We start from the raw sequence: 19,793 nt of genomic DNA, 5'->3' as shown, positions 1-19,793 counted from the left end.
ACCTCGCCGCTGTGTTGGCACAGAGAGCGGGCTGCCCGTCGCACCGAACCCTTGCCGTCGGGTTGTTCGCTCGTCGGGTCACGGTGCGTTGGTTGCGGTCGGTCCGGCGGGTGCTGTCAGGCGGGCAATGAAGCTCTGGAGGTCAGCGAAATCCTCAGCGGCACCAGCGCCGTAGGACGCGTAATCATCCAGGGCTGTGTTGGCATACAGCAGTGCGTCACCGACACGGCCGCTCAGGGCGAGCAGTACCGCGACCTCGTGTCGCGTCTGCCCGGCGAAGAACCGGTTACCGGACGCCTCTCTCAGCCGGATCGCCTGTTGGTAGTGGGTCCATGCGATGGAGTATTCGCCGCCGCTCCGGTAAATGATGCCGAGCTGGTGGTGGGTGGTTGCGAGGTCCGGCACGGCGTCGGCGGGTAGCAGTTCGAGGACCTGTAGGTACGCGGCGGCGGCGGCGTTGAGATGGCCGAGCAGCATCTCCGTGTCGAGATTTCCGGAGTCGCGGGCGTCGCGAAACCGTAGATATGCCACCTTGCCCAGCTGTCCGGTAGCGCGGGCCCGCCCGACGAGGTCCCGTTCGTCGACCAGGTCAAGACGGCGGCGGTACCACTGTTCGGCCTGGTCCAAGTCTCGCAACGACGGAATGTCCATGTGGGCGTGGCCAAGGTTGAACGCGATTATGCCTTCGCCCTGACGGTCGCCGGTGGCACGGAGGAGTTGGGCGGCGCGTTCGTAGTGTGTTACGCAGGCGCGATCTTGCTGATCGCGCAAGATGTCCCCGAGGGTCGACTCGGAAACGGCAAGGTTGCGGATGTGGTGGCGGTCTGTCTCGGTACGTCGGTCCTTAGCAGTCGCGAGCGCAGCCGCGGCCACCTGCGCAGTATGAGCCACCAGGGTCTCCTGAAGCCGCAGCGCTGCGGCCCAGTCCCGGCGACCAATGGCGATCGCGACTTGGTATTCGGTGAGCAGCGCCCATTCCTCAGCCAGGCCAGATCTGGGCCCGCCGGTCTCTGGGTCGATCAGATCGGGTTTGACCTCGTCGACGAGACGGGCCCACTCGGCGTCGCGCCCAGTGGCCGCGTAGAGGGTACGGAGGCCCTGCATGCAACCGATCGCAGCACTCCAGCCGCTGGTCGCGCGGGCCAACGCCCGGGCGTGGAGCAGGTTCGCCTCTTCGACCCGCAGCACGTTCACCGCCTCGGTGCGGCGGCCCTCGTCGTACCAGCTGTGATAGGTGTGGCCGAGACTACCGATTGCGAAGCTGTAGGCGTCCCGAAGCCGTCCGTCTTTGCCCGGGTCGTCTGCGGCGTCGACAGCCTGGAGCTGGCGGAAGAACCACGGTAGCGCCGGGTGGATCGAGTAGTAGCCGCTACCGATGACGGTGAGTAGCCCGATCTCGGCCGCTCGGTCGAGCAGATCCATCCCAACTTCTCGGGTCAGTCCGGCCAATGCTGATAGGGCCCAGGGGTTGTGCTCGCTGCCCATTCCCACTAGCGCGTCAACGTCGACGGTGTTCTGGAACGTGGCGAGCAGCGCAAGCTGGGCGCGTTCCTGTGCGGTGAACGCGGCTTCCAGCCCGAACGTGAGCGAGGCGGCCAGTGACCGGGAGCGTCCTTGGGCCTCGTCGGCGTCGGCGAGATCGATCTCGCCGGCCCGGAGGCGGGCGACGAACTCCTCGATCTGGGCTTTGGCGGTGTATCGGGCGCGCAGGGCCTGCCCGACCATCACCGTGATCGCCAAGGGGTTGCCGTCGCTGTATTGCAGCAGCGGCCGCCAGTCCTCGACGTCGGTGACGCGGTGGCCGTGTCGGGTGGCGAGTGCCTGGGTGAATTGGATGCGCTCGCGCATCGGCATTCTGGGTAGTCGGACGCGAATGGGCAGGTCGCCGAGCCAGTCGTGTTCGTCGCGGCGGGAGGTGAGCAGCATTCTGGCGGACGTCCGCCCTGCGGCGCGGAGGAAGTCGCGCAGCTCGAGCTGTTCTCTGGGGGTCCACGCGGACGGTGTGCCGGCCGGGAAGCCGGCGACCGGTTCGACGTTGTCCCAGATCCACAGAACCGGTATTTGTGCCAGCACCTGGAGGGCCACGTCCCGCCGCTCGTCGTCAGAGAGGCTGAGCCATTGAATCCCGCTGTCCTCCAGTGCCGAGTCGAACACCGCGCCGAACTGGTTGAGTAGCGCCACCAGCGGCGTTCGCTGCTCCAGGGAAGAGAACAGTATGGGTCCGTGCATGCCGTTGCCTGGGTTGGTGAGGCCGCCGGTCGCCGCGTACCAGCTGGCGAACTCCGCCGCCGTGGATGTTTTGCCGCTGCCGGCGTATGCGTGGAGGAGCACGATCCGGTGGGTGTCGAATGCTCGGTCGAGCGCCAGCAGCGTCTCGTCGCGGCCAAAAAACCCGACCTCGGGCCCGGGCGGCAATCCGCGGGCACCGAAGTCCGTGACGCGGGCTTCAGGTCTGCCCACGGTGATCCGCGCGGTGTCCCGCTTCGTGTTCACCAGCGTCACGGATGCTGTCTCGTAAACGATCGGCACCGACCAGTCCTGGAGTGGACGCGGGTCGAACGCGATCGACCGGTTCGGCTGGGCGGCCAACTGGCGCCGACCGGTTGAAACCGCCCCGCCCAGCGTGCGTCCGGCCAGCAGTGCGGCGTACAGGTCGGCGACGAACTGGGCCGCGGTCACGACGTAGACGCTGTAGCGCATCGCCACGACGCCGGCGACCCCCGCGTCGCTGACCTCCAGCGCCAACGACCCGTAGCCCCTGACGAGCGCGTGCACGTCGTCCGTCTGGTCGGTGCGCGGCCGCTCCGCAGCCTCGGCATATGCGGAGCGGCAGGCGTTGAGCACCAGCACCCCGACACCGGTGCGCGCCAGCAGCGCCCCGAGCGCCGGCCCATCGACCAGCTGCTGGTTGCTCGTCGTGGTCGGGTCCTCGAACAGCAGGTATCCGTGACTGCCCTCGCGAGCTGGGGACAGCAGCCCGTACATGATCGGACCGACCGCCGTGCCGCCACCCGCATGCAACGCTGACGACGGCAGATAGGTGCCGTGCCCGTCGAAGTGCACGACGTGGAACGGCTGCCCCGTCCGATGCGCCTCCTCGAGAACCGCCGAGAGCGCGGCGAAAGTCGGTGGGCGCAGCACCGTCAGGTCCAGCACCTTGCCGGCCGCCGCGTTCTTGAGCAGCAGTGCGCCGACCGAGCGGAACGGCACGTCGTCGCCCCCGCCGGGCCGGCAGATCACCAGGAGCACGCGCAGCCGCTCGGCGTCCTCCGCGACGGGCTGTGCGACGCGCTTGGCGGGCTGGACGTTGACCCGGACGTACTCGCCGGCCTCCAGCGCGACCGGCCGGTCGGTGCGCGGGTCGCGCAGCAGCTCCCACGGCAGCATCGCCGCCGCGTCGACGTCGGAGGCGACCTCGACCCGCACCGTGTGCAGCACGCCCCGTACGCCGGCCCACAGCTCACGCGCCTCCTCATCGGCGAACACCAGCTTGAACAAGCTGGTGCCGATCTCGGCCAACCGGGCCTCCACACTGGCCGCGATCATCGGCGCGGGGTCGAGGGGGTACTCCAAGAAGTCCTCGAGGTACCAGCGGATGCGCTCGCGGTCCTCGTCGGTGATCGACAGCTCGAACTGGCTCGTGAACGCTGCCTCGGCGTAGCCGGGAAGCCCGGTCAGCCGCGCGGTCACCAGGTGCTGACCGTTGTCCGCAGCAGCCTGCGTCAACCGCAGCACGACATCCACGCGCGTCAGCCTCCCACTTGCACCCGTCACCAGTTGCGACTAGCCGATCACTCCACAATGATCACGAGCAACCACCAGCCCGACAAATCACCCCACCCGATCGGACAACGACATCATTGCGCCGGGATCGGCGCCGGGTCTGAACGGCGACCCCGCACCGGGCGGTTCAGGTTTCGGGGCTAGGGTGTGCGGCGTGAGTCGGGCATCGCGGATCTTGCGACTTGCCTACCGCCATTCCGTCACCCGCTTCCTCGCCCTCGCCGGCGTGGGTTTCGCCTTCGACCTGACGTTGCTGGCCGTGCTCGACGCGGTCACGCCGCTGCCGCCCGCCGCGACCGTGAGCATCGCGTTCTGGGTCACGTACGCGCTGAACTTCGCCCTCAACCGTGCCTTCGCCTTCCACGCCTCCGGGCACGGGGTGCGCGGTCAGCTGGCCCGGTTCGCCCCGCAGGTGCTCGGCGACTACGTGCTCACGGTGGCCGGCGTGACCGCGCTCGGCGCGCTGGGGATCGGGCTGGTCCCGGCCCGCATCATCGCCGGCGGCACCAACCTGGTCTTCAACTACGTGCTCTATCGCTGGTGGACCTTCCGCCACCGCCCGGAACCCGAGACTGGGCCCGCGCCCGTCGCTGAGCCGGCGCTGGCGCTGGCCGCGACCGCTCGCACCGATCCGCGGCCGTAGGTCAGCGGACCGGGCAGGCGGTCACCACGGTGATGTCGCGGACAGTGCCCACCTGAGTGCCGTTGACGGTGAGCCGGCCGTCGGCGGCGCGCCCGATCGGTCCGCACACGGCCGCTCCGGTCTCGTCGACCACGACGGCGGTCGTCGTGGCCGCTTTCTCGGGCTTCGCCGCGACACTGATCAGTCCGAGCAGGCCGATCGCGAAGACGGTCAGCGCGGCGGCCAGCCCGGTCCAGCGGGCCCAGCGCAGCCAGTCGAGCGCGTCGTCGGTGTTCCGGACGATGGCGGCGCGGTATGCGGTGCCCGACCAGTTGTCGGAGGTGCGGAGGCTGGCCCCGTGTGCGGCCCGGACGCCGGTGACGATCGACGCGCCGGCCAGCAGCCCGCCGAAAGCGACCAGGCCCACCGCGACCCACCGCAGCGTCGGGCTCGGCACGTCGGCGAGCTTGGTGGTGCCGCCGACCACGGCGACCGCGCCGAACAGGCCGAGGAGCGTGCCCACGGTGCCGGTCCAGGCGGCTGCCGACGCCCGTACCCGGGTGAGTTGCTCGGTCGCGAACGTCACCGCCGCCTTGTCCCACTCGGCCGCGTCCGGCGGGTCGGGATCGTGTGGTCGTGACTGGCCGATCACGACGTCGCCGCTCGGATGTCGGCCTGCTGACCGCAGCCTTTGACGGGTTCGTCGGCCGGTCGGCCTTCGTGGGGATGTCCACAGTTGCATCGGGCGTGCTTCCACTCGACCGGACCGGCGTATCGCTGCCTGGTCTGGTGGACCGTCATTCGGTGTCCGCAAGCGGGGCAGTCACCGGCCTTGAGCCAGCCGAGTTGGACGTCGTGCTCCAGCCAGGTCTGCCACGGCCAGGACGCGACGGTGTCACCCCAGCCGGGAACCGGGTTCGGCTGGTACGGCTGGTCACCGGTCATGATGCCCGCCCGGCGGCCGCGTTCAGCTCGGCGATCATTCGTTCGACCTTCTCGATCTCGGCGCTGGCGCTGGCCCCGTAGGACGTGTAATCGGCCAGGGCAGCGCGGGCGTACAGCAGCGCGTCGTCAGGGCGTCCCGCTCGGAACAGCAGCATTGCCAACACTTGGCGGGTCTGCCCTGCGCCGTAGCGGTTGCTGGCCGCCTCCTCGAGCCGGATCGACTGTTGGAAATGGCTAAGGGCGGAGTCGTATTGGCCGGCCTCGTCGTAGACCATGCCGAGTTGGTGGTGAGCGGTGGCAAGGTCCGACACCGCGTCAGCGGGCAGCAACCGCAGCGCCTGCTTGTAGGCGTCAGCCGCCGCGTTGAGGTACTCCAACAGCACCGGCTCCGGTTGCCCGGCGGCGCGGGCATCGCGAAACCGCTCGTGCGCCACCCGGCCGAGCTGTCCGGTGCTGCGGGCCAGGCCGACGCGGTCCGCTTCGTCGGTCAGCTCGAGGTCGCGGCGATACCAGTGCTCGGCCCGGTCCAGATTCCGCAGAGACGGAATATTGATGTGGGCGTGGCCGAGGTTGAACGCGGTAACGCCTTCTCCGCGGCGGTCGTCAATGGCACGGAAGAGTTCGGCTGCGCGTTCGTAGTGGGTCACGCAGCCGCGATCCTGCTGCTCGCGCAGAATCTGCCCGAGGGCACCCTCGCCTACGGCCAGGGTGCGGATGCGGCTGCGGTCCAGGTCGGTGCGCCGTTCCGGAGTGGTGTCGAGCGCCGCGGCGGCCCGGCTCGTAGCGAGCTCGACGACGGAGTGTTGCAACCGCAGGGCTTCGGTCCAGGCCATGCCAGCGCGGGCGATGAACACCCGGTACTCCGTGAGCACGACCCATTCCTGTTCCAGGCCGGACCGTGGCCCGCCGGTATCCGGGTCGACGAAGTCCGGCACGAGCTCGTCGACGAGGCGGGACCACTCCGCGGCGCGGCCGGTCTGCCCGTAAAGGATCTGTAGGCCCTGCATGCAGCCAGCCACCTGGGACCACCGGCCGGCGGCGCGGGCCAGGGCCCGGGCGTGGAGCAGGTTCGCCTCCTCCAACCGCAGCACGTCGACGACGTCGGTGCGGCCCCGGTTGTACCACCGGTGGTAGGCGCTGCCAAGTTCGGCCATGACGGCCATGTAGGCGGCCTGCGAATGCGCCGTCGCGTCGGAGTCCACGTCGATCGCGCTGAGCTGTCGGAAGAACCACGGCAGCGCCGGATGGATCGCGTAGTAGCCGTCGCCGAGTGCGGTGAGCAGCCCGATCTCGGCCGCGCGGTCGAGCAGGTCGATCCCGGCAGTCCGGGTGAGCCCGACCAACGCCGGCACCGCCGTTCCCGTGTTCTCCTCACCCATACCCACCAGGGCATCGACGTCGACCGTGTCCTGGAACACGCTGAGCAGCGCGAGCTGGCCGCGCTCCGGTGCGGTGAACGCGGCCTCCAGCCCGAACGTGAGCGAGGCGCCCAGCGACCGGGAGCGTCCTTGGGCTTCGTCCGCGTCGGCGAGGTCGGTCTCACCGGCGCGGAGACGGGCAACGAACTCCTCGATCTGGGCCTTCTTGGTGTACGCGGCGCGCAGGGCCTGCCCGACGACGACAGTGATGGTAAGGGGGTTGCCGTCGCTGTAGCGCAAGAGCGGCCGCCAGTCCTCGACCTCGCTGATCCGGTGGCCGTGCCGGGCGGCGAGCGCCTGGGTGAACTGGATGCGCTCACGCATCGGCATCCTGGGCAGCCGCACCCGGGTGGGCAGGTCGCCGAGCCAGCCCTGCTCGTCGCGCCGCGACGTCAACAGCATCCGGGCCTGCGTACGCGATGCGGCGTGGAGGAAATCGCGCAGCGCACGCTGTTCTTCGTGGGTCCACGCCGATGGTGTGCCGGCTGGGAACCCGGCGACGGGCTCGACGTTGTCCCAGATCCACAACACCGGAATCTGTGCCAGAACCTGGAGGGCCACGTCCCGCCGCTCGGCGTCCGAGAGGCTGAGCCATTGGATGCCGCTGTTCTCCAACGCCGGGTCGAACACGGCGCCGAGCTGGTTGAGCAGCGCCACCAATGGCGTCCGCTGCTCCAGCGACGAGAACAGCACCGGTCCGCGCTGGCCGTTCGCCGGGTTGGTGAGCCCACCGGTCGACGCGTACCAGCCGGCGAACTCCACCGCGGTGGACGTCTTGCCGCTGCCGGCGTACGCGTGCAGCAGCACGATCCGATGCGTGTCGAACGCCCGGTCGAGCGCCAACAGAGTCTCGTCGCGGCCGAAGAACCCGACCTCGGGGCCGGGCGGCACCCCGGCGGCGGCGACATCCGCCAAGCGGGAACCCGACCGGCCAACAGTGATGCGCACCGCGTCGCGCGTGCCGTACGCCGCGCGCACCAGCGTCATCGGTGCCGTCTCGTAGACGACCGGCACCGACCAGTCCTGCAACGGCCGCGAGTCGAACGCGATCGACCGGTTCGGCGCAGCGGCCAACTGGCGCCGACCCGCCGACACCGCCCCGCCCAGCGTGCGTCCGGCCAGCAGTGCGGCGTACAGGTCGGTGACGAACTGGGCCGCGGTCACGACGTAGACGCTGTAGCGCATCGCCACGACGCCGGCGACCCCCGCGTCGCTGACCTCCAGCGCGAACGACCCGTACCCGCGTACCTGCGTGTGGACGTCGTCGCCCTGGCCCGTGCGTGGCCGCTCCGCCGCCTCGGCGTACGCCGAGCGGCAGGCGTTGAGGACGAGCACCCCCACACCGGTGCGGGCCAGCAGCGCCCCGAGCGCCGGCCCGTCGACCAGCTGCTGGTTGCTGGTCGTGGTCGGGTCTTCGAACAGCAGGTACCCGTGGCTGCCTTCGCGTGCCGGGGACAGCAGGCCGTACATGGCCTGGCCGACCGAGACACCTTCGGCCGCGCGTAGCCGGGTCGACGGCAGATAGGTGCCGTGCCCGTCGAAGTGGACGACGTGGAACGGTCGGCCCGCGTCGTAGGCCTGGTGCAGCACCGCGGACAGCGCGGCGAACGTCGGCGGGCGCAGCACGGTCAGGTCGAGGATCTCCTGGGTCTGCGCGGTCTTCAGCAGCAGCGCGCCGACCGAGCGGAACGGCACGTCGTCGCCCCCGCCCGGCCGGCAGATCACCAACAGCACGCGCAGCCGCTCGGCATCGTCCGCGGTGGGCAGCGGCACCCGCTTGGCCGGCTGGGCGTTGACCCGGACGTACTCAGCGGCCTCCAGCGCGACCGGCCGGTCGGTGCGCGGGTCGCGCAGCAGCTCCCACGGCAGCATCGCGGCCGCGTCGACGTCGGAGGCGACCTCGACCCGCACCGTGTGCAGCAGTCCCCGGACGCCGGCCCACAGCTCGCGGGCCTCCTCCCCGGTGAACACGAGCGAGAACAGCCGGGTGCCGATCTCGGCCAGCCGGGCCTCCACATCGGCCGCGATGGTCGGGGCCGGGTCGAGGGGGTACTCCAGGAAGTCTTCCAGGTACCAGCGGATGCGCTCCCGGTCCTCGTCGGTGATCGACAACTCGAACCGGCTGGTCGCCGACATTTCGGTGTAGTCCGGCAGCCCGGTCAGGCGGGTGGTCACCAGGTGCTGACCGTCGTCCGCTGCGGCCTGCGTCAACCGCAGCACTACACCCACGCGTCAGCCTCCCGCTCGCTCCGTCACTAGATGCGATTAGCCGATCACTCCACAATGATCGCGAGCAACCACCAAGCCGACAAACCACCACAGCCAATCGGACACCGACATCAGCGCCCGGGTACGACAGATCTCTCCAACGGGAAGTCAGGAAGGGCCGTCCAGCTCAGGTCGGTGTCAAGCTCGGCCGCGACGGCGTCGGCGATCAGGCGGGCGCCGTGCAGGTGGATGCGGGCGCAGGAGATCGCTCCGATCAGGCCGATCGCGTGCCGGCCGCCCGGGCGTGGGCGCAGCACGCTGCTCACGGTCGCGGTGCCGCGCAGCGGGCCCGGCCAGACCTCGCTCCGCCACCCCGAGACCAGCCCGTGTGCCAGGCAGTGCCGCACCTGCATCCAGCCGTCGGCGCGGCGACGCAGCTCGGCCAGGTCGACGGTCTCGATCTGCGGGCGCCGGCCGACCCCCGGCACGTTCCACACCGAGACGCCCGGACCGGCCGCCAGCCGCGCCCCGATCCCGGGGAACTCGTTGGCGCAGCGACGGAAGAACTCGTCCACCGTCGGGTTGTTCATGGACACCCGGCGGGCGATCTGGCCCAGCCCGTACCCCCGCTGGTGTAAAGCCGTCGCCAGGAAGTCCTCGACGAAGCCCTCGAACGCGGAGATCACCCCGAGCACGACCGCCGGTGGCAGGGCCGAGAAGTTGCCGGCGTTTCCGGGTGTACGCGGGTGCAGGCTCACCAGCCGCCGCGGCACCTCGAGCGAGCGTGCGAACCGGTTGACGCTGTCCTGGAGGACGACCGGAAACGACATGGCCGTCAGTGTGGCTGGTCCGTCAGGCGCGGCCACCACCGGCGGACCGTACGGGCGGCTTCGAGGCAGTCGTTGATCGCGGCCTCACCGCCGCAGGCGCGGACCAGGTCGGTCGCGCCGGACAGGATCGAGAGGCAGTCGTCGAGGTCGACGTCGTCGAGGCAGCGGCGGAGCAGACCGAAGGCGTACGCGTCGAGCTGGCCGGCCGCCCGCGCGGTCGCCCGGCTGACCAGTTGCGACCGCCCCCGCGCGAAGCTGGGATCGGCCAGGGTGTGCCGCACGGCGGCCTCGCGTGCGGGCTCGCGCAGGAGCAGGGCGGTGTTCGCGAAGATCAGGCCGCGCTCGCCTGGTGTGGCAACACCCGCCAGAGCGTCGACGCCCAACTGCGCGACCGGGGCCGGTAGGAGGCGAAGCACCTGCTCCAGAACCGCAGGGTCGGCGTCAGGACGCAGGAGCGTGTGGCCCGCGGCCAGGCATCTGACGAGGACCGCCTCCGGAATGACGCGGACCAGCAGGGACGCGAACCGCTCCAGCGGCGGTGCGCCGGGGTCGGCCCGAGCGACGGTGTCCATGGCCTCGCGCAGCAGCGTCCGACCCTCCTCGCCGGGCAGCCTCGCCGCGATCAACATCAGCAGCAAGGACTGGTACGGACCTGACCGCAGCTCGCGGGCCCGACCGGCGGACGCACGCAGCAGTTCAGGAGAGCGGGCCGGCGGGCCGAGCGCGGCCAGGTGGTACAAGGCCCAGGCAGCCGGGGTGGACTCGTGCGACGGTTTCCGGGCTTCGGTGCGGGCGATGTCGAAGACGGTCGACCACTGCTCCGGAGAGAACCACGGCCGGGTGCGCTCGAGGCACATCGTGTTCAGCGTGTCCGGGAGGAACCTCGACGTCAGCCCGAACAGCTCGTCGACGAGGCCGACCGGAGCCGATGGCCCCCCGGCCTCCAGGATGTCCACGAGGGCCATGGCGCGGTCCTGGTGGAACGTGATCCGTTCGGCCTCCGTGAGGGCGTCCGCCAGCAACACCTCGCGCGTCTCCGCGGTCGCAGCGGCGGCCAGGAACCGCGCCCGGCCGTGTTCGTCGGTGATGGACTGGACCAGCGACAGAGCGGCACCGACCTGCGCCCCGGTCAGCCGGTCGGCCAGGTTGTTGACCACGTGCGCGCGAAGGTACGCCTCCGGCAGCCGGGCGACCTCGGCGAGCAGCGTCTCCGCGAGCTCCGCGTCGGCGTTGCGCGCGACCTCGCCCAGCACCCGGGCGCGGTCGATCGCGTCGGACTGCCCGGCGGCCAGCTCCACGATGGTCTTCGCGGCCGGACCGGTCGCGACCTCCCCGAGCGCCGCCAGCGCAGATGGCCGACCCCGCTCGTCGGTGATCCGGTCGACGAGTCCGAGGAGCGCGTCGACCGGCGGACCGTCGACGGTCGCCAGCGCCTGGATGAACTCGACCCGCACCTCGGCCGTCGCCAGGCGGTCCAGGCAGTCCGCCAGTGCGTCCTCGCCCTGCACCTCTCTGGTCAGGCAGGCGACGTTGACCAGCGACTCCAGCGCATCCATCTCGGGCTCGCAGCTGAGCGCCGCCGCGACAGCCTCGCGCACCAGGTCGGCGCGATCGAGGGAGGCGGCGGACCTCGCCAGCGCCAACGCACGGTGGCTGGGGTCCACCGTTGCCCGGACGTCCGCCAGCGACTCGTCCCGTACGTCGGCACTCAGGCCCACGGCGATGCTCAACAGCGCCAACCCGCGGTCGTCGCTGGTCGCGATGGCATGGGCGGCAACGAGCAGGTCCGGCAACGTGGCAGGCACCGACCGCTCCGCCACCGCCTCGATCAACTCTGCCCTGAGCTGGTCCTCGGGGGTGGCGCCGACGGCATGCACGAGACGGGGGAGCTCGTCCTCGGGAACGTGCCGGGCCAGCGAGGTCGACAACCAGAGCCGGTCACCAGGGTCGTCCAGCGTGAGTGCGACCTCGACGGCGGCACGCAGGCACCGGGCCGGCAGCAGCGGTGCCAGGCGGACGATGGCCTCGGCCCGCATGCTGAGGTCGAGGTGCAGCGCGGCATCCATCGCCTCCATGACGAGCGCCTCTTCGGGCTCGTCGACGCTTTCGAGGATCTCGGCGAGGGACTGGGCACGGTCGGCCGCGTACTCGTCGGATCGGGCGGAGGCCAGCGCCAGCGCGATCGCCCGGGCCCGATGCGCGCCGGTGAGCACGGGGAGGAGCAGCAGCGCCTGCTGGACGCGATCACGCGACCGCCGCAGCCGCTCCGTCTCGGCGAGCGCCCGCTCGGCGCCCCACAAGCCGTGCCGGACCAGCGCCACCGTCAGCCCGAACGGAATGGCGACCGTCAACGAGTACGTCGCCGCCGCGATGATCGCGTAGCGCAGGTCCAGCCCCGCGTGCGGCGACGGCCGCCCAGCCCGCAGGTCGGCGTCCACCCGCTGGGCCACCAGCGCCCGGGCCCGGCCGAGGTCGGTACCGAAGTCGGCGCTCGCGGACACGTGGTCGAGGGCCGCGTACCAGAGGCAGGCGCCACGCGCCTCGACGGCCAGCAACCGGTGCAGGTCGTCCTCGCGGCCACCGCGTTCGAGATGGAAGGCGAGGTTGCGCCGGGCGTAGCCACCGTGGACGTCGACGAGGTCCAGGTCGCCGGCGAGCGACGGCAACCCGTCGGCGAGCCCGCCGAACAGCGCGAGATAGAAGTCGGCGATGGCCCCGTGGGCGGCGGCGGTCGCGCGGCCGAGCCGGTCGCTGCGATGCCGGTCGGCCGCCAGCATCGGCCCGGTCGCCGCGCCGTGCAGGTAGTCGCGCAGGCTCAGGTGGTAGATCCCGTAGCGGGAGTCGTCCGTGACCGTGAGGAACGGTCGGAACGGGCCTTCGCACAACGTCTCGACGTCGGGGGAGCCGAGCCCGCAGAGGTCGGCCAGCAGCGGCGCGGGGAGCGGTTCGGCCACCGCGGCCAGGGTCGACAGGACCCGCGACCGGATCGGGTCGTCGGCGCCGGGGGGAAACAGCGCCTGCGTGTAGTAGCCGGACAGGTCGGCGGGCAGGGCCGCCAGGTCGTCGGGGGAGCGCAGGCCGAAGCGGACCTCGTCGAGGACGTACCGCAGGTAGACCCAGACCCCGCCGCAGCGCTCGAGGAGGCGGTCGATGAAGACCTCCGGGTCGATGGTCAGCCGGTCCGCGATCTGCGGGTCGGCGCGCACCGACCGGTCCAGGAAGCGCCGCATGTCGTCGAGGTTGCGGCGGTCGCCGAGCTTGATGGTGGTGACCTGCCACGGCAGTCGCAGGCCGGGCAGCGCGCTGCCGGTGCGGCAGGTGGCCACGACGACCACGTTGCGCGGGAGGCGGGCGGGCAGGCCCAGCGGCAGGTCGCCCTCGAACGTCTCGGCCTCGTCGAGCCCGTCGACCACGATCACGAGGCGTTGCCCGGCCGCCGCGGCCCGTTCGCCGCCGGCCCGCAGGACCTGCTCGAACCAGCCCGGCTCCGCGGCGGTGTCGGGCAGGCCGCCGCCGGGTGCGAACTGCTCGGACAGCTCGTACGCGGCGATGATCTGCGCGGCCAGGTTGCGCAGTGCGGTCGCCGCGGACCGGCCCTTGGCGCGGCGGGTGAAGTGGCAGGGCCAGCCGCGCCGGGCGGCGAGCCAGGCGGCGACCGCGGTCTTGCCGACGCCGGCCGGCCCTTGGACGACGACGAAGCCGTGGTCGTGCCGGTCCACGAAGTCGTCCACTTTGGAGATCAGCCACTCCCGGCCGGCGAAGCGGTCGAGTTGCACCTCGTCGAACACCGGCTGCGGGTCGAGCCACACGTCCCGCAGCCGCGCGAAGCCGCCGTTGAAGACCGTGCCGGTGATGACGTCGCGGCCCGCCTGCAGGATCGTCCCCGAGCCGCGGGCGACCGCCTTGAGCGCGCCGACGTCAACGTTGGTCATCGGCCACGTCGGAGCGGGTGACGATGTCGCGCCCGGCCTGCACGATCGTCGAGTGGCCCGTCGCCCTGGCCCGCAGGGAGACGGCCGACCCGGCGTCAGCGTCAGCTAGCAACGACACGAGCACCTGGAGGACGACGGCGGCGACCACGAGCGCGATCAGGCCGACCAGCAGCCCGACGTCCCAGCTCTCGGTGAGGACGTTGGTCACCACACCGACACCGGCTCCGAGCGCGACCGAGACCCCGGCCGCGGCGGCACGCCAACCCGAACTCGACATCGGCCCTCCGTCCGAAGCACGCAGTACGAAGCACGAAGTACGCAGCCAACAGCCAACAGCGTACGGCCCGCGATCGAGGCTCACCGCCACCGAAAGGGCGACAGATCGACGCCCGCCGGACCTGTTCCCGGTCGATGCCCGGCACCGTAGAGTCATCGACGTGAGTGCCGACCAGCGCGACATCCGGATGTCGGACGCCGACCGGGAGAGCGTGATCGCGCGGCTCAACACGGCGGTGTCCGAGGGCCGGTTGACGATGGCCGAGTTCGAGGAGCGGGTCGACGGGGTGCTGCGGGCCCGCACCTACGGCGAGGTCGAGCCGTTCGTCGCCGACCTGCCCGCGGCCGCCCTGCCGGCCGTCGCACCCACCGACACCGCTGTCGAGTTGCGCAGCCACGCCGGGCAGATCCGGCGGTCCGGCCGCTGGGCCGTGCCGCGCAAGCTCGTGGTGCGCAGCAGGGCCGGCATCGTCAAGCTCGACTTCCGGGAGGCCGTGCTCACCCAGCGGGTCGTCGAGATCGAGTTGGCCACGCAGGCCGGCAACACGGTGATCGTCTTGCCGAAGGGCGCGACCGCCGACCTCGACCGGCTCAGCACCACCGCCGGCACCGTGTTCTGCCGCGTTCCGTCGTTCCCCGAGCCGGGCGGCACCGCGCCGCACCTGGTGATCAGCGGCAGCAGCGCCGCCGGCTCGGTCGTGGTCCGCTACCCGTTCCGGCTGGGCCGCTGGACCTGGTGATCAGAAGACCAGGTCCAGGGCGCCGTCCAACGTGGATGGGTGCTGGGTCGCGGCGACGATCCGCCACCGCCCCGGGCGTGGCGACCAGGTGCGGGTGGCCGGGTCCCGTTGGCGCGTCGGGGTCAGGTCGAGCTCCACGTCCACCTCGGCCGTGGCGCCCGCGTCCAGAGTGACCCGCTCGAAGCCGACCAGCACCGGCACCGGCGGGTCCGCGTCCGCGTCGAACGCGTAGAGCTGCGCGACCGTCGAGCCCGCCCGCTCACCGGTGTTGGTGACCCGCACCCGACCGGGCGCCAGCAGCGTCACGGAGAAAGTCGTGTAGCCCAGACCGAAACCGAAGGGGTACGCGGCGCGGCGCCCGTCGCGGTCCAGCTTTCGTTGGCCCCACCAAGCGTCGTACCGGATGCGGCTGGCGGACGCGTCGAAGAACGGCAGGTGTGCGGCGTCGCGGGGGATGGCCACCGGCAACCGGCCGCCGGGCTCGACCGCGCCCGTGAGGATGTCGGCGATCGCCTGGCCGCCCTCCATGCCCGGGTACCAGGCCAGCAGGATCGCCGCCACCCGCGACCGCCAGGCCTCCATGACGATCGCGCTGCCGCCGATCACGACCACCACGGTCCGCGGGTTGGCCGCCGCGACCGCGGCGATCAGCTCTTCGTCGGGCGGGTGCAGGGTCAACCGGGTACGGTCGCCGCCCGGCTCGAACCGGGTGACCCGCCGGGCGAGCCAGGCGGCCAACCGCTGCACCGGCCGCAGGGTGAGCGGAAAGCCGAGGAACGCCAGGCTCGCCGGATCGTCGTTGGTGACCCGCTCACCCTCGTCCGTCGGACCCATGCCGACGACGACCACGGCGACATCGGCGTCGCGCGCGGCCCGCACCGCGGCGTCGACATCGCGGCCATCCAGATAGGACAGAGCAGAGAATGCCGCGCGCAGCCCGTCCAACGGCGACGACGTCGACGGCGGGTCGACCGTGGAGGAGCCCCGGTCACCGAGATTCGGCGTGGCCGCGAGCCGCCCCACGACGGCGACCCGCGTCGAGGCCGGCAGCGGCAACACCGAGGGCTCGTTCCGCAGCAGCACGGCGCCGCGCACGGCGGCCTCGTAGGCCAGCGATCGGTGCGCCGCCGAGGCCACCACGTCCGGCGAAGGCTCGGCGGCCGCCCGGTTGGCGTAGTGGAGCAGCGTCGTCCGCAGGATCCGGTGGGCTGACCGCCGCACCACCGAGCGGGGCACGAGGCGCAGGAGCGGCGATCGGGCCCGGTGCATGCGCAGTGGCATCTCGATGTCCAGCCCGGCGACGAGGCTGTCGACCGCGTCGTGCGTGCCCCACACCCAGTCGCTGGTGACGAAGCCGGTGAAACCCCACTCGCCCCGCAGGATGTCGGTCAGCAGCACCGCGTTCTGGTCGGCGAACGCGCCGTTGACGGAGTTGTACGCGCTCATCACCGACTCGGCGCCGGCGTCGATCACGGCCTTGAAGTGTGGCAGGTACACCTCGTGCAGCGCGTGCTCGTCGACCTCCACGTCGACCGTGAAGCGCGCGTTCTCCATCGAGTTGAGGGCGAAGTGCTTCACGCAGGCCATGACGTTGGGGCGCAGGCCGCGGGTCAGCGCGGCGCCCATCCGCCCGGTCAGCACCGGGTCCTCGCCGTAGCACTCCTGCGCCCGACCCCACGCCGGATGCCGCAGCAGGTTGACGCACACCGCACCGGAGTAGTTGGCGCCCCGAGCCCGCGCCTCCAGACCCATGGCGAGCCCGACCCGTTCCTCCAGCGACGGGTCCCAGGTCGCCGCCCGGGCCATGGTGACCGGGAACGCGGTCGACCGCCCCATCACCACCCCGCGCGGGCCGTCGCTGAACCGGACGCCCGGGATGCCCAGCCGGGGGATCGCGCCGGCGGTCACCGGGCCGGCCTTGATCCGGGCCGGCAGCCGGACCGCCGCCCACACCGGGAGGTCACCGTCGAGCAGCCAGGCCAGCTCGTCGTCGGTCAGCGCCGCGATCAGCCCGTCGGCGGCCGCGTCAGCGTCGAGTGCGGCGGCGCGGACCGCCTCGTCGAAAGCCGTCATGCCCGAGATCAGATCAGACGCGGGTCGGCGTCGGCGTGTCGGTTGCCGTACCCTCCCGCCGGAATAGATCTTGTCGTAACGGGGGTTCGGTCATGAGGCGTGTCGCGCTCGTCGTCGCGGTCGGGCTTCTGCTCGCGGGTTGTGGAAACGTCGTCCGCCAGGCCGACCGGGCCGACGAGCAGGTCAGGGCCGCGGTCGAGACCATGGCGAAGAGCAGTTTCTCCTACCACCACACGGCGGCGGGCGACGAGTACGACGGGTTGGTGCACCGGCCGTCGAAATCCACCACGCTGCGGCTGTCCACGCGCGAGGGCGCGGTGACGACCGAGACCGTGCTGATCGGTGACCGCGGCTGGGTCCGCACGAACGCCGACCTGACCGCCGTCGGCGACGCCCCGCCCCTCGACGAGATCTCCCCGTGGAGCGAGGTGACCGCCGAAACGCTGAGCGAGCCGCCGTTCCGCTACGTGGCCGGTGCGGATGCGCTTGTCGGCGCGGAACTCTTCTCGAGCGTCTCCGGCCTGCACGAGACCGCACCGCTGACGTACGCGGGGACGATCGACCTCACCGCGAACATGTATCTCAACGCGACCAACGGCGCCGCCGCACCCAAGGAGCTGGACCAGGCGCGGGCCGTGCCGATGACCGTGACCCTCGACGACCGCGGCCACATCACCCGCGTCACCATCGACGTGCCCGCGGCTCCGACGAAGTCCGAGTTCAGCGACTTCGACGCGGTCACCGCACCCACGGCACCGAAAAGCTAGACGCCCGCGATCCACTCCAACCACGCCGGCACGCCCTCGCCCGAGGTCGCCGAGACGGTCAGCAGGGCCAGGTCCGGGTTGACCGACCGCGCGTTCTTGGCGCACAGGTCCACGTCGAAGTCCACGTACGGCAGCAGGTCGATCTTGTTGATCACCACCAGGTCGGCGGCCGCGAACATGTACGGGTACTTCAGCGGCTTGTCCGTGCCCTCGGTGACCGAGATGACGACCACCTTGCGCTGTTCGCCCAGGTCGAACATCGCCGGGCAGACCAGGTTGCCGACGTTCTCCACGAAGACCACCGCGCCCGTCGGCGGGTCGAGTCTGGACAGGGCCGACCGCACCAGCGCCGCGTCGAGGTGACAACCGGCTCCCGTGTTGACCTGGACGGCCGGCGCACCGGTGCGGCGCAGCCGTTCCGCGTCCAGCGAGGTGGCCTGGTCGCCCTCGATCACCGCGGCCGGCCGTACCCGGGCCAGGGCGGTCAAGGTCCGCTCCAGCAGCGTGGTCTTGCCCGCGCCGGGTGAGCTCATCAGGTTGAGCGCGATCGCGTCCCGCTTGCGCAGCCACGCCCGGTTGTCGCGGGCGATCGCGTCGTTCTTGGCCAGCACGTTCTGCTCCAGCGAAACGTGCTCATGCGAATGCGAGTGAGCAGCAGAGTCAGAACAACCGCAGGTGCCGCACACCGGTCAACCCACCTCCATCGAGACGATCTTCAACTCGCGGCCGGCGAGCACCGAGACGTCGGCGCTGCCGCACGCGCACAGCAACACGGGGTCGGGCAGGTCGAACGACACGCCGCAGGAACGACACGCCGCGCGGCCGGGCACCAGGTCGATGTCGAGCCGGGCGCCCTCCGCGACGGTCCCCGCGGTGACCAGGTCGAAGCAGAAGTGCATGGCATCGGGTACGACGGCCGTCAGCGCCCCGACCTGGAGCCGGATCGCGTGCACCCGCCGCTCACCCGCGCGGGCCTGGACCGACTCCACGACGCTCTGCGTGATCGACAGCTCGTGCACCGGACTCCTAAGTGACATTTGTCTGCGTTGCACCCACTTGCAGACTAGGTCCGATATTACGCTGAGCACCGAGCTACGCACGTTCTGCGACGCCGGACGCGCGACGGGGAAGGCGGACACCATGCCCACAGCGGAAGCGATCAAGGCCGAGGACACGCTCATCCACGTTCTCTGGATCAACGCCGGGCTCAGCTGCGACGGCGACTCCGTGTCGCTGACCGCGGCCACCCAGCCGAGCATCGAGGAGATCGCGCTGGGCGCGCTGCCGGGCCTGCCCAAGGTGGCCGTGCACTGGCCACTGATCGACTTCGAGTGCGGCCCCAACGGCGGGCAGGACGACTTCCTGGAGTGGTTCTTCAAGGCCGACCGCGGCGAGCTCGACCCCTTCGTCCTCGTGGTCGAGGGCTCGATCGCCAACGAGGAGCTGCACAGCGAGGGCTACTGGACCGGGTTCGGCAACAACCCGGCGACCGACCAGCCCATCACGATGAGCGGCTGGCTTGACCGGCTCGCGCCGAAGGCGACCGCGATCGTGGCGACCGGCACCTGCGCGACGTACGGCGGCATCCACGCGATGGCCGGCAACCCGACCGGCGCGATGGGCGTGGCCGACTACCTGGGCTGGGAGTGGAAATCCAAGGCCGGCATCCCGATCGTCAACGTGCCCGGCTGCCCGATCCAGCCCGACAACATGTCGGAGACGCTGGTCTACCTCCTTTACATGGCGACCGGGCAGGCGCCGATGATCCCCCTCGACGACGCCCTGCGGCCGACCTGGCTGTTCGGCAACACCGTGCACGAGGGCTGTGACCGCGCCGGCTACTACGAGCAGGCCGACTTCGCCACGGAGTACGGCTCGCCGAAGTGCATCGTCAAGCTCGGCTGCTGGGGTCCCGCGGTCAAGTGCAACGTGCCCAAGCGCGGCTGGATGAACGGCCTCGGCGGCTGCCCGAACGTCGGCGGCATCTGCATCGGCTGCACGATGCCCGGCTTCCCGGACAAGTTCATGCCGTTCATGGACGAGCCGCCCGGCGCGAAGCTGTCGACCACGACCGTCGGCGCCTACGGCAACACGATGCGCCGCCTGCGCGGCATCACGACCCACACGCTCGACCGCGAGCCCAAGTGGCGCAAGCGCGGCCGCGAGCTGACCACCGGCGCGAAGCGCACCTGGTAACCG

The 19,793-nt window shown here is 71.2% G+C and carries 14 protein-coding genes; 4 read left to right on the top strand and 10 right to left on the bottom strand.

From position 1 onward, the window contains the following. Positions 1 to 78: 78 nt before the first annotated feature. On the bottom strand, positions 79 to 3,546 hold the full coding sequence (locus CHC05_RS30650) for a CHAT domain-containing protein (protein WP_144022848.1): 3,468 nt from the start codon (positions 3,544 to 3,546) through the stop codon (positions 79 to 81). A gap of 391 nt (positions 3,547 to 3,937) precedes the next feature. Between CHC05_RS30650 and CHC05_RS30645 the strand changes: the two genes are divergently transcribed. Further along, positions 3,938 to 4,426, top strand: coding sequence for a GtrA family protein (locus CHC05_RS30645; RefSeq protein WP_179266450.1), 489 nt, complete (start codon positions 3,938 to 3,940; stop codon positions 4,424 to 4,426). A gap of 1 nt (position 4,427) precedes the next feature. On the opposite strand, the gene CHC05_RS30640 is transcribed toward CHC05_RS30645, so the two are convergent. The 6 genes from CHC05_RS30640 to CHC05_RS40965 all read right to left on the bottom strand — a co-directional run bounded on the left by CHC05_RS30640 (position 4,428) and on the right by CHC05_RS40965 (position 14,015). Then, positions 4,428 to 5,057 (bottom strand): hypothetical protein, encoded by a 630-nt coding sequence (locus tag CHC05_RS30640; protein WP_089254094.1) that lies wholly within the window; start codon positions 5,055 to 5,057, stop codon positions 4,428 to 4,430. Continuing rightward, positions 5,054 to 5,350: a hypothetical protein gene (locus tag CHC05_RS30635; protein WP_089254093.1), complete on the bottom strand. Its 297-nt coding sequence runs from the start codon at positions 5,348 to 5,350 to the stop codon at positions 5,054 to 5,056. Before CHC05_RS30635 ends, CHC05_RS30640 begins: the two co-directional genes overlap by 4 nt. Then, the gene (locus tag CHC05_RS30630; RefSeq protein ID WP_144022847.1) at positions 5,347 to 8,997 is read right to left on the bottom strand and encodes a CHAT domain-containing protein; all 3,651 of its coding nucleotides are present in this window, start codon (positions 8,995 to 8,997) and stop codon (positions 5,347 to 5,349) included. The genes CHC05_RS30635 and CHC05_RS30630 overlap by 4 nt, the downstream gene beginning before the upstream one ends. A 110-nt stretch (positions 8,998 to 9,107) precedes the next feature. Further along, entirely contained in the window at positions 9,108 to 9,806 is a 699-nt protein-coding gene (locus tag CHC05_RS30625; protein ID WP_144022846.1) for a hypothetical protein, read from the bottom strand. Positions 9,807 to 9,811: 5 nt separating this feature from the next. Then, positions 9,812 to 13,738, bottom strand: a complete 3,927-nt coding sequence (locus tag CHC05_RS30620; RefSeq protein ID WP_089254090.1) for an AAA family ATPase — start codon at positions 13,736 to 13,738, stop codon at positions 9,812 to 9,814. Beyond that, positions 13,725 to 14,015, bottom strand: coding sequence for a hypothetical protein (locus CHC05_RS40965; protein WP_144022845.1), 291 nt, complete (start codon positions 14,013 to 14,015; stop codon positions 13,725 to 13,727). Before CHC05_RS40965 ends, CHC05_RS30620 begins: the two co-directional genes overlap by 14 nt. Before the next feature lie 160 nt (positions 14,016 to 14,175). Between CHC05_RS40965 and CHC05_RS40960 the strand changes: the two genes are divergently transcribed. Further along, the gene (locus tag CHC05_RS40960) at positions 14,176 to 14,754 is read left to right on the top strand and encodes a DUF1707 SHOCT-like domain-containing protein (protein WP_144022844.1); all 579 of its coding nucleotides are present in this window, start codon (positions 14,176 to 14,178) and stop codon (positions 14,752 to 14,754) included. Here the strand turns inward: CHC05_RS40960 and CHC05_RS30610 are convergent, their stop codons facing one another. Then, entirely contained in the window at positions 14,755 to 16,827 is a 2,073-nt protein-coding gene (locus CHC05_RS30610; protein WP_089254088.1) for a beta-glucosidase family protein, read from the bottom strand. A gap of 92 nt (positions 16,828 to 16,919) precedes the next feature. Between CHC05_RS30610 and CHC05_RS30605 the strand changes: the two genes are divergently transcribed. Next, positions 16,920 to 17,594 carry a hypothetical protein gene (locus CHC05_RS30605; RefSeq protein ID WP_089254087.1) on the top strand — a complete coding sequence of 225 codons (675 nt, stop codon included), beginning with the start codon at positions 16,920 to 16,922 and terminating at the stop codon, positions 17,592 to 17,594. Here CHC05_RS30605 and hypB read toward each other — a convergent pair. Both hypB and CHC05_RS30595 read right to left on the bottom strand, forming a co-directional pair. Then, the gene (gene hypB, locus CHC05_RS30600) at positions 17,591 to 18,280 is read right to left on the bottom strand and encodes a hydrogenase nickel incorporation protein HypB (protein ID WP_089254086.1); all 690 of its coding nucleotides are present in this window, start codon (positions 18,278 to 18,280) and stop codon (positions 17,591 to 17,593) included. The two genes, CHC05_RS30605 and hypB, sit on opposite strands and share 4 nt — an antisense overlap. A 3-nt stretch (positions 18,281 to 18,283) precedes the next feature. Continuing rightward, complete coding sequence (locus tag CHC05_RS30595) at positions 18,284 to 18,613, bottom strand: hydrogenase maturation nickel metallochaperone HypA/HybF (protein WP_179266449.1); 330 nt, start codon at positions 18,611 to 18,613, stop codon at positions 18,284 to 18,286. Between the two features lie 121 nt (positions 18,614 to 18,734). Between CHC05_RS30595 and CHC05_RS30590 the strand changes: the two genes are divergently transcribed. Further along, entirely contained in the window at positions 18,735 to 19,790 is a 1,056-nt protein-coding gene (locus CHC05_RS30590; RefSeq protein ID WP_089254084.1) for an NADH-quinone oxidoreductase subunit B family protein, read from the top strand. Positions 19,791 to 19,793: the final 3 nt, after the last annotated feature.

The sequence above is a fragment of the Asanoa hainanensis genome (assembly GCF_900188485.1).
Classification (GTDB): domain Bacteria; phylum Actinomycetota; class Actinomycetes; order Mycobacteriales; family Micromonosporaceae; genus Asanoa; species Asanoa hainanensis.
The sequence above is the reverse complement of the archived record's forward strand: the minus strand, read 5'-3'. Positions and strand labels throughout refer to the sequence as shown.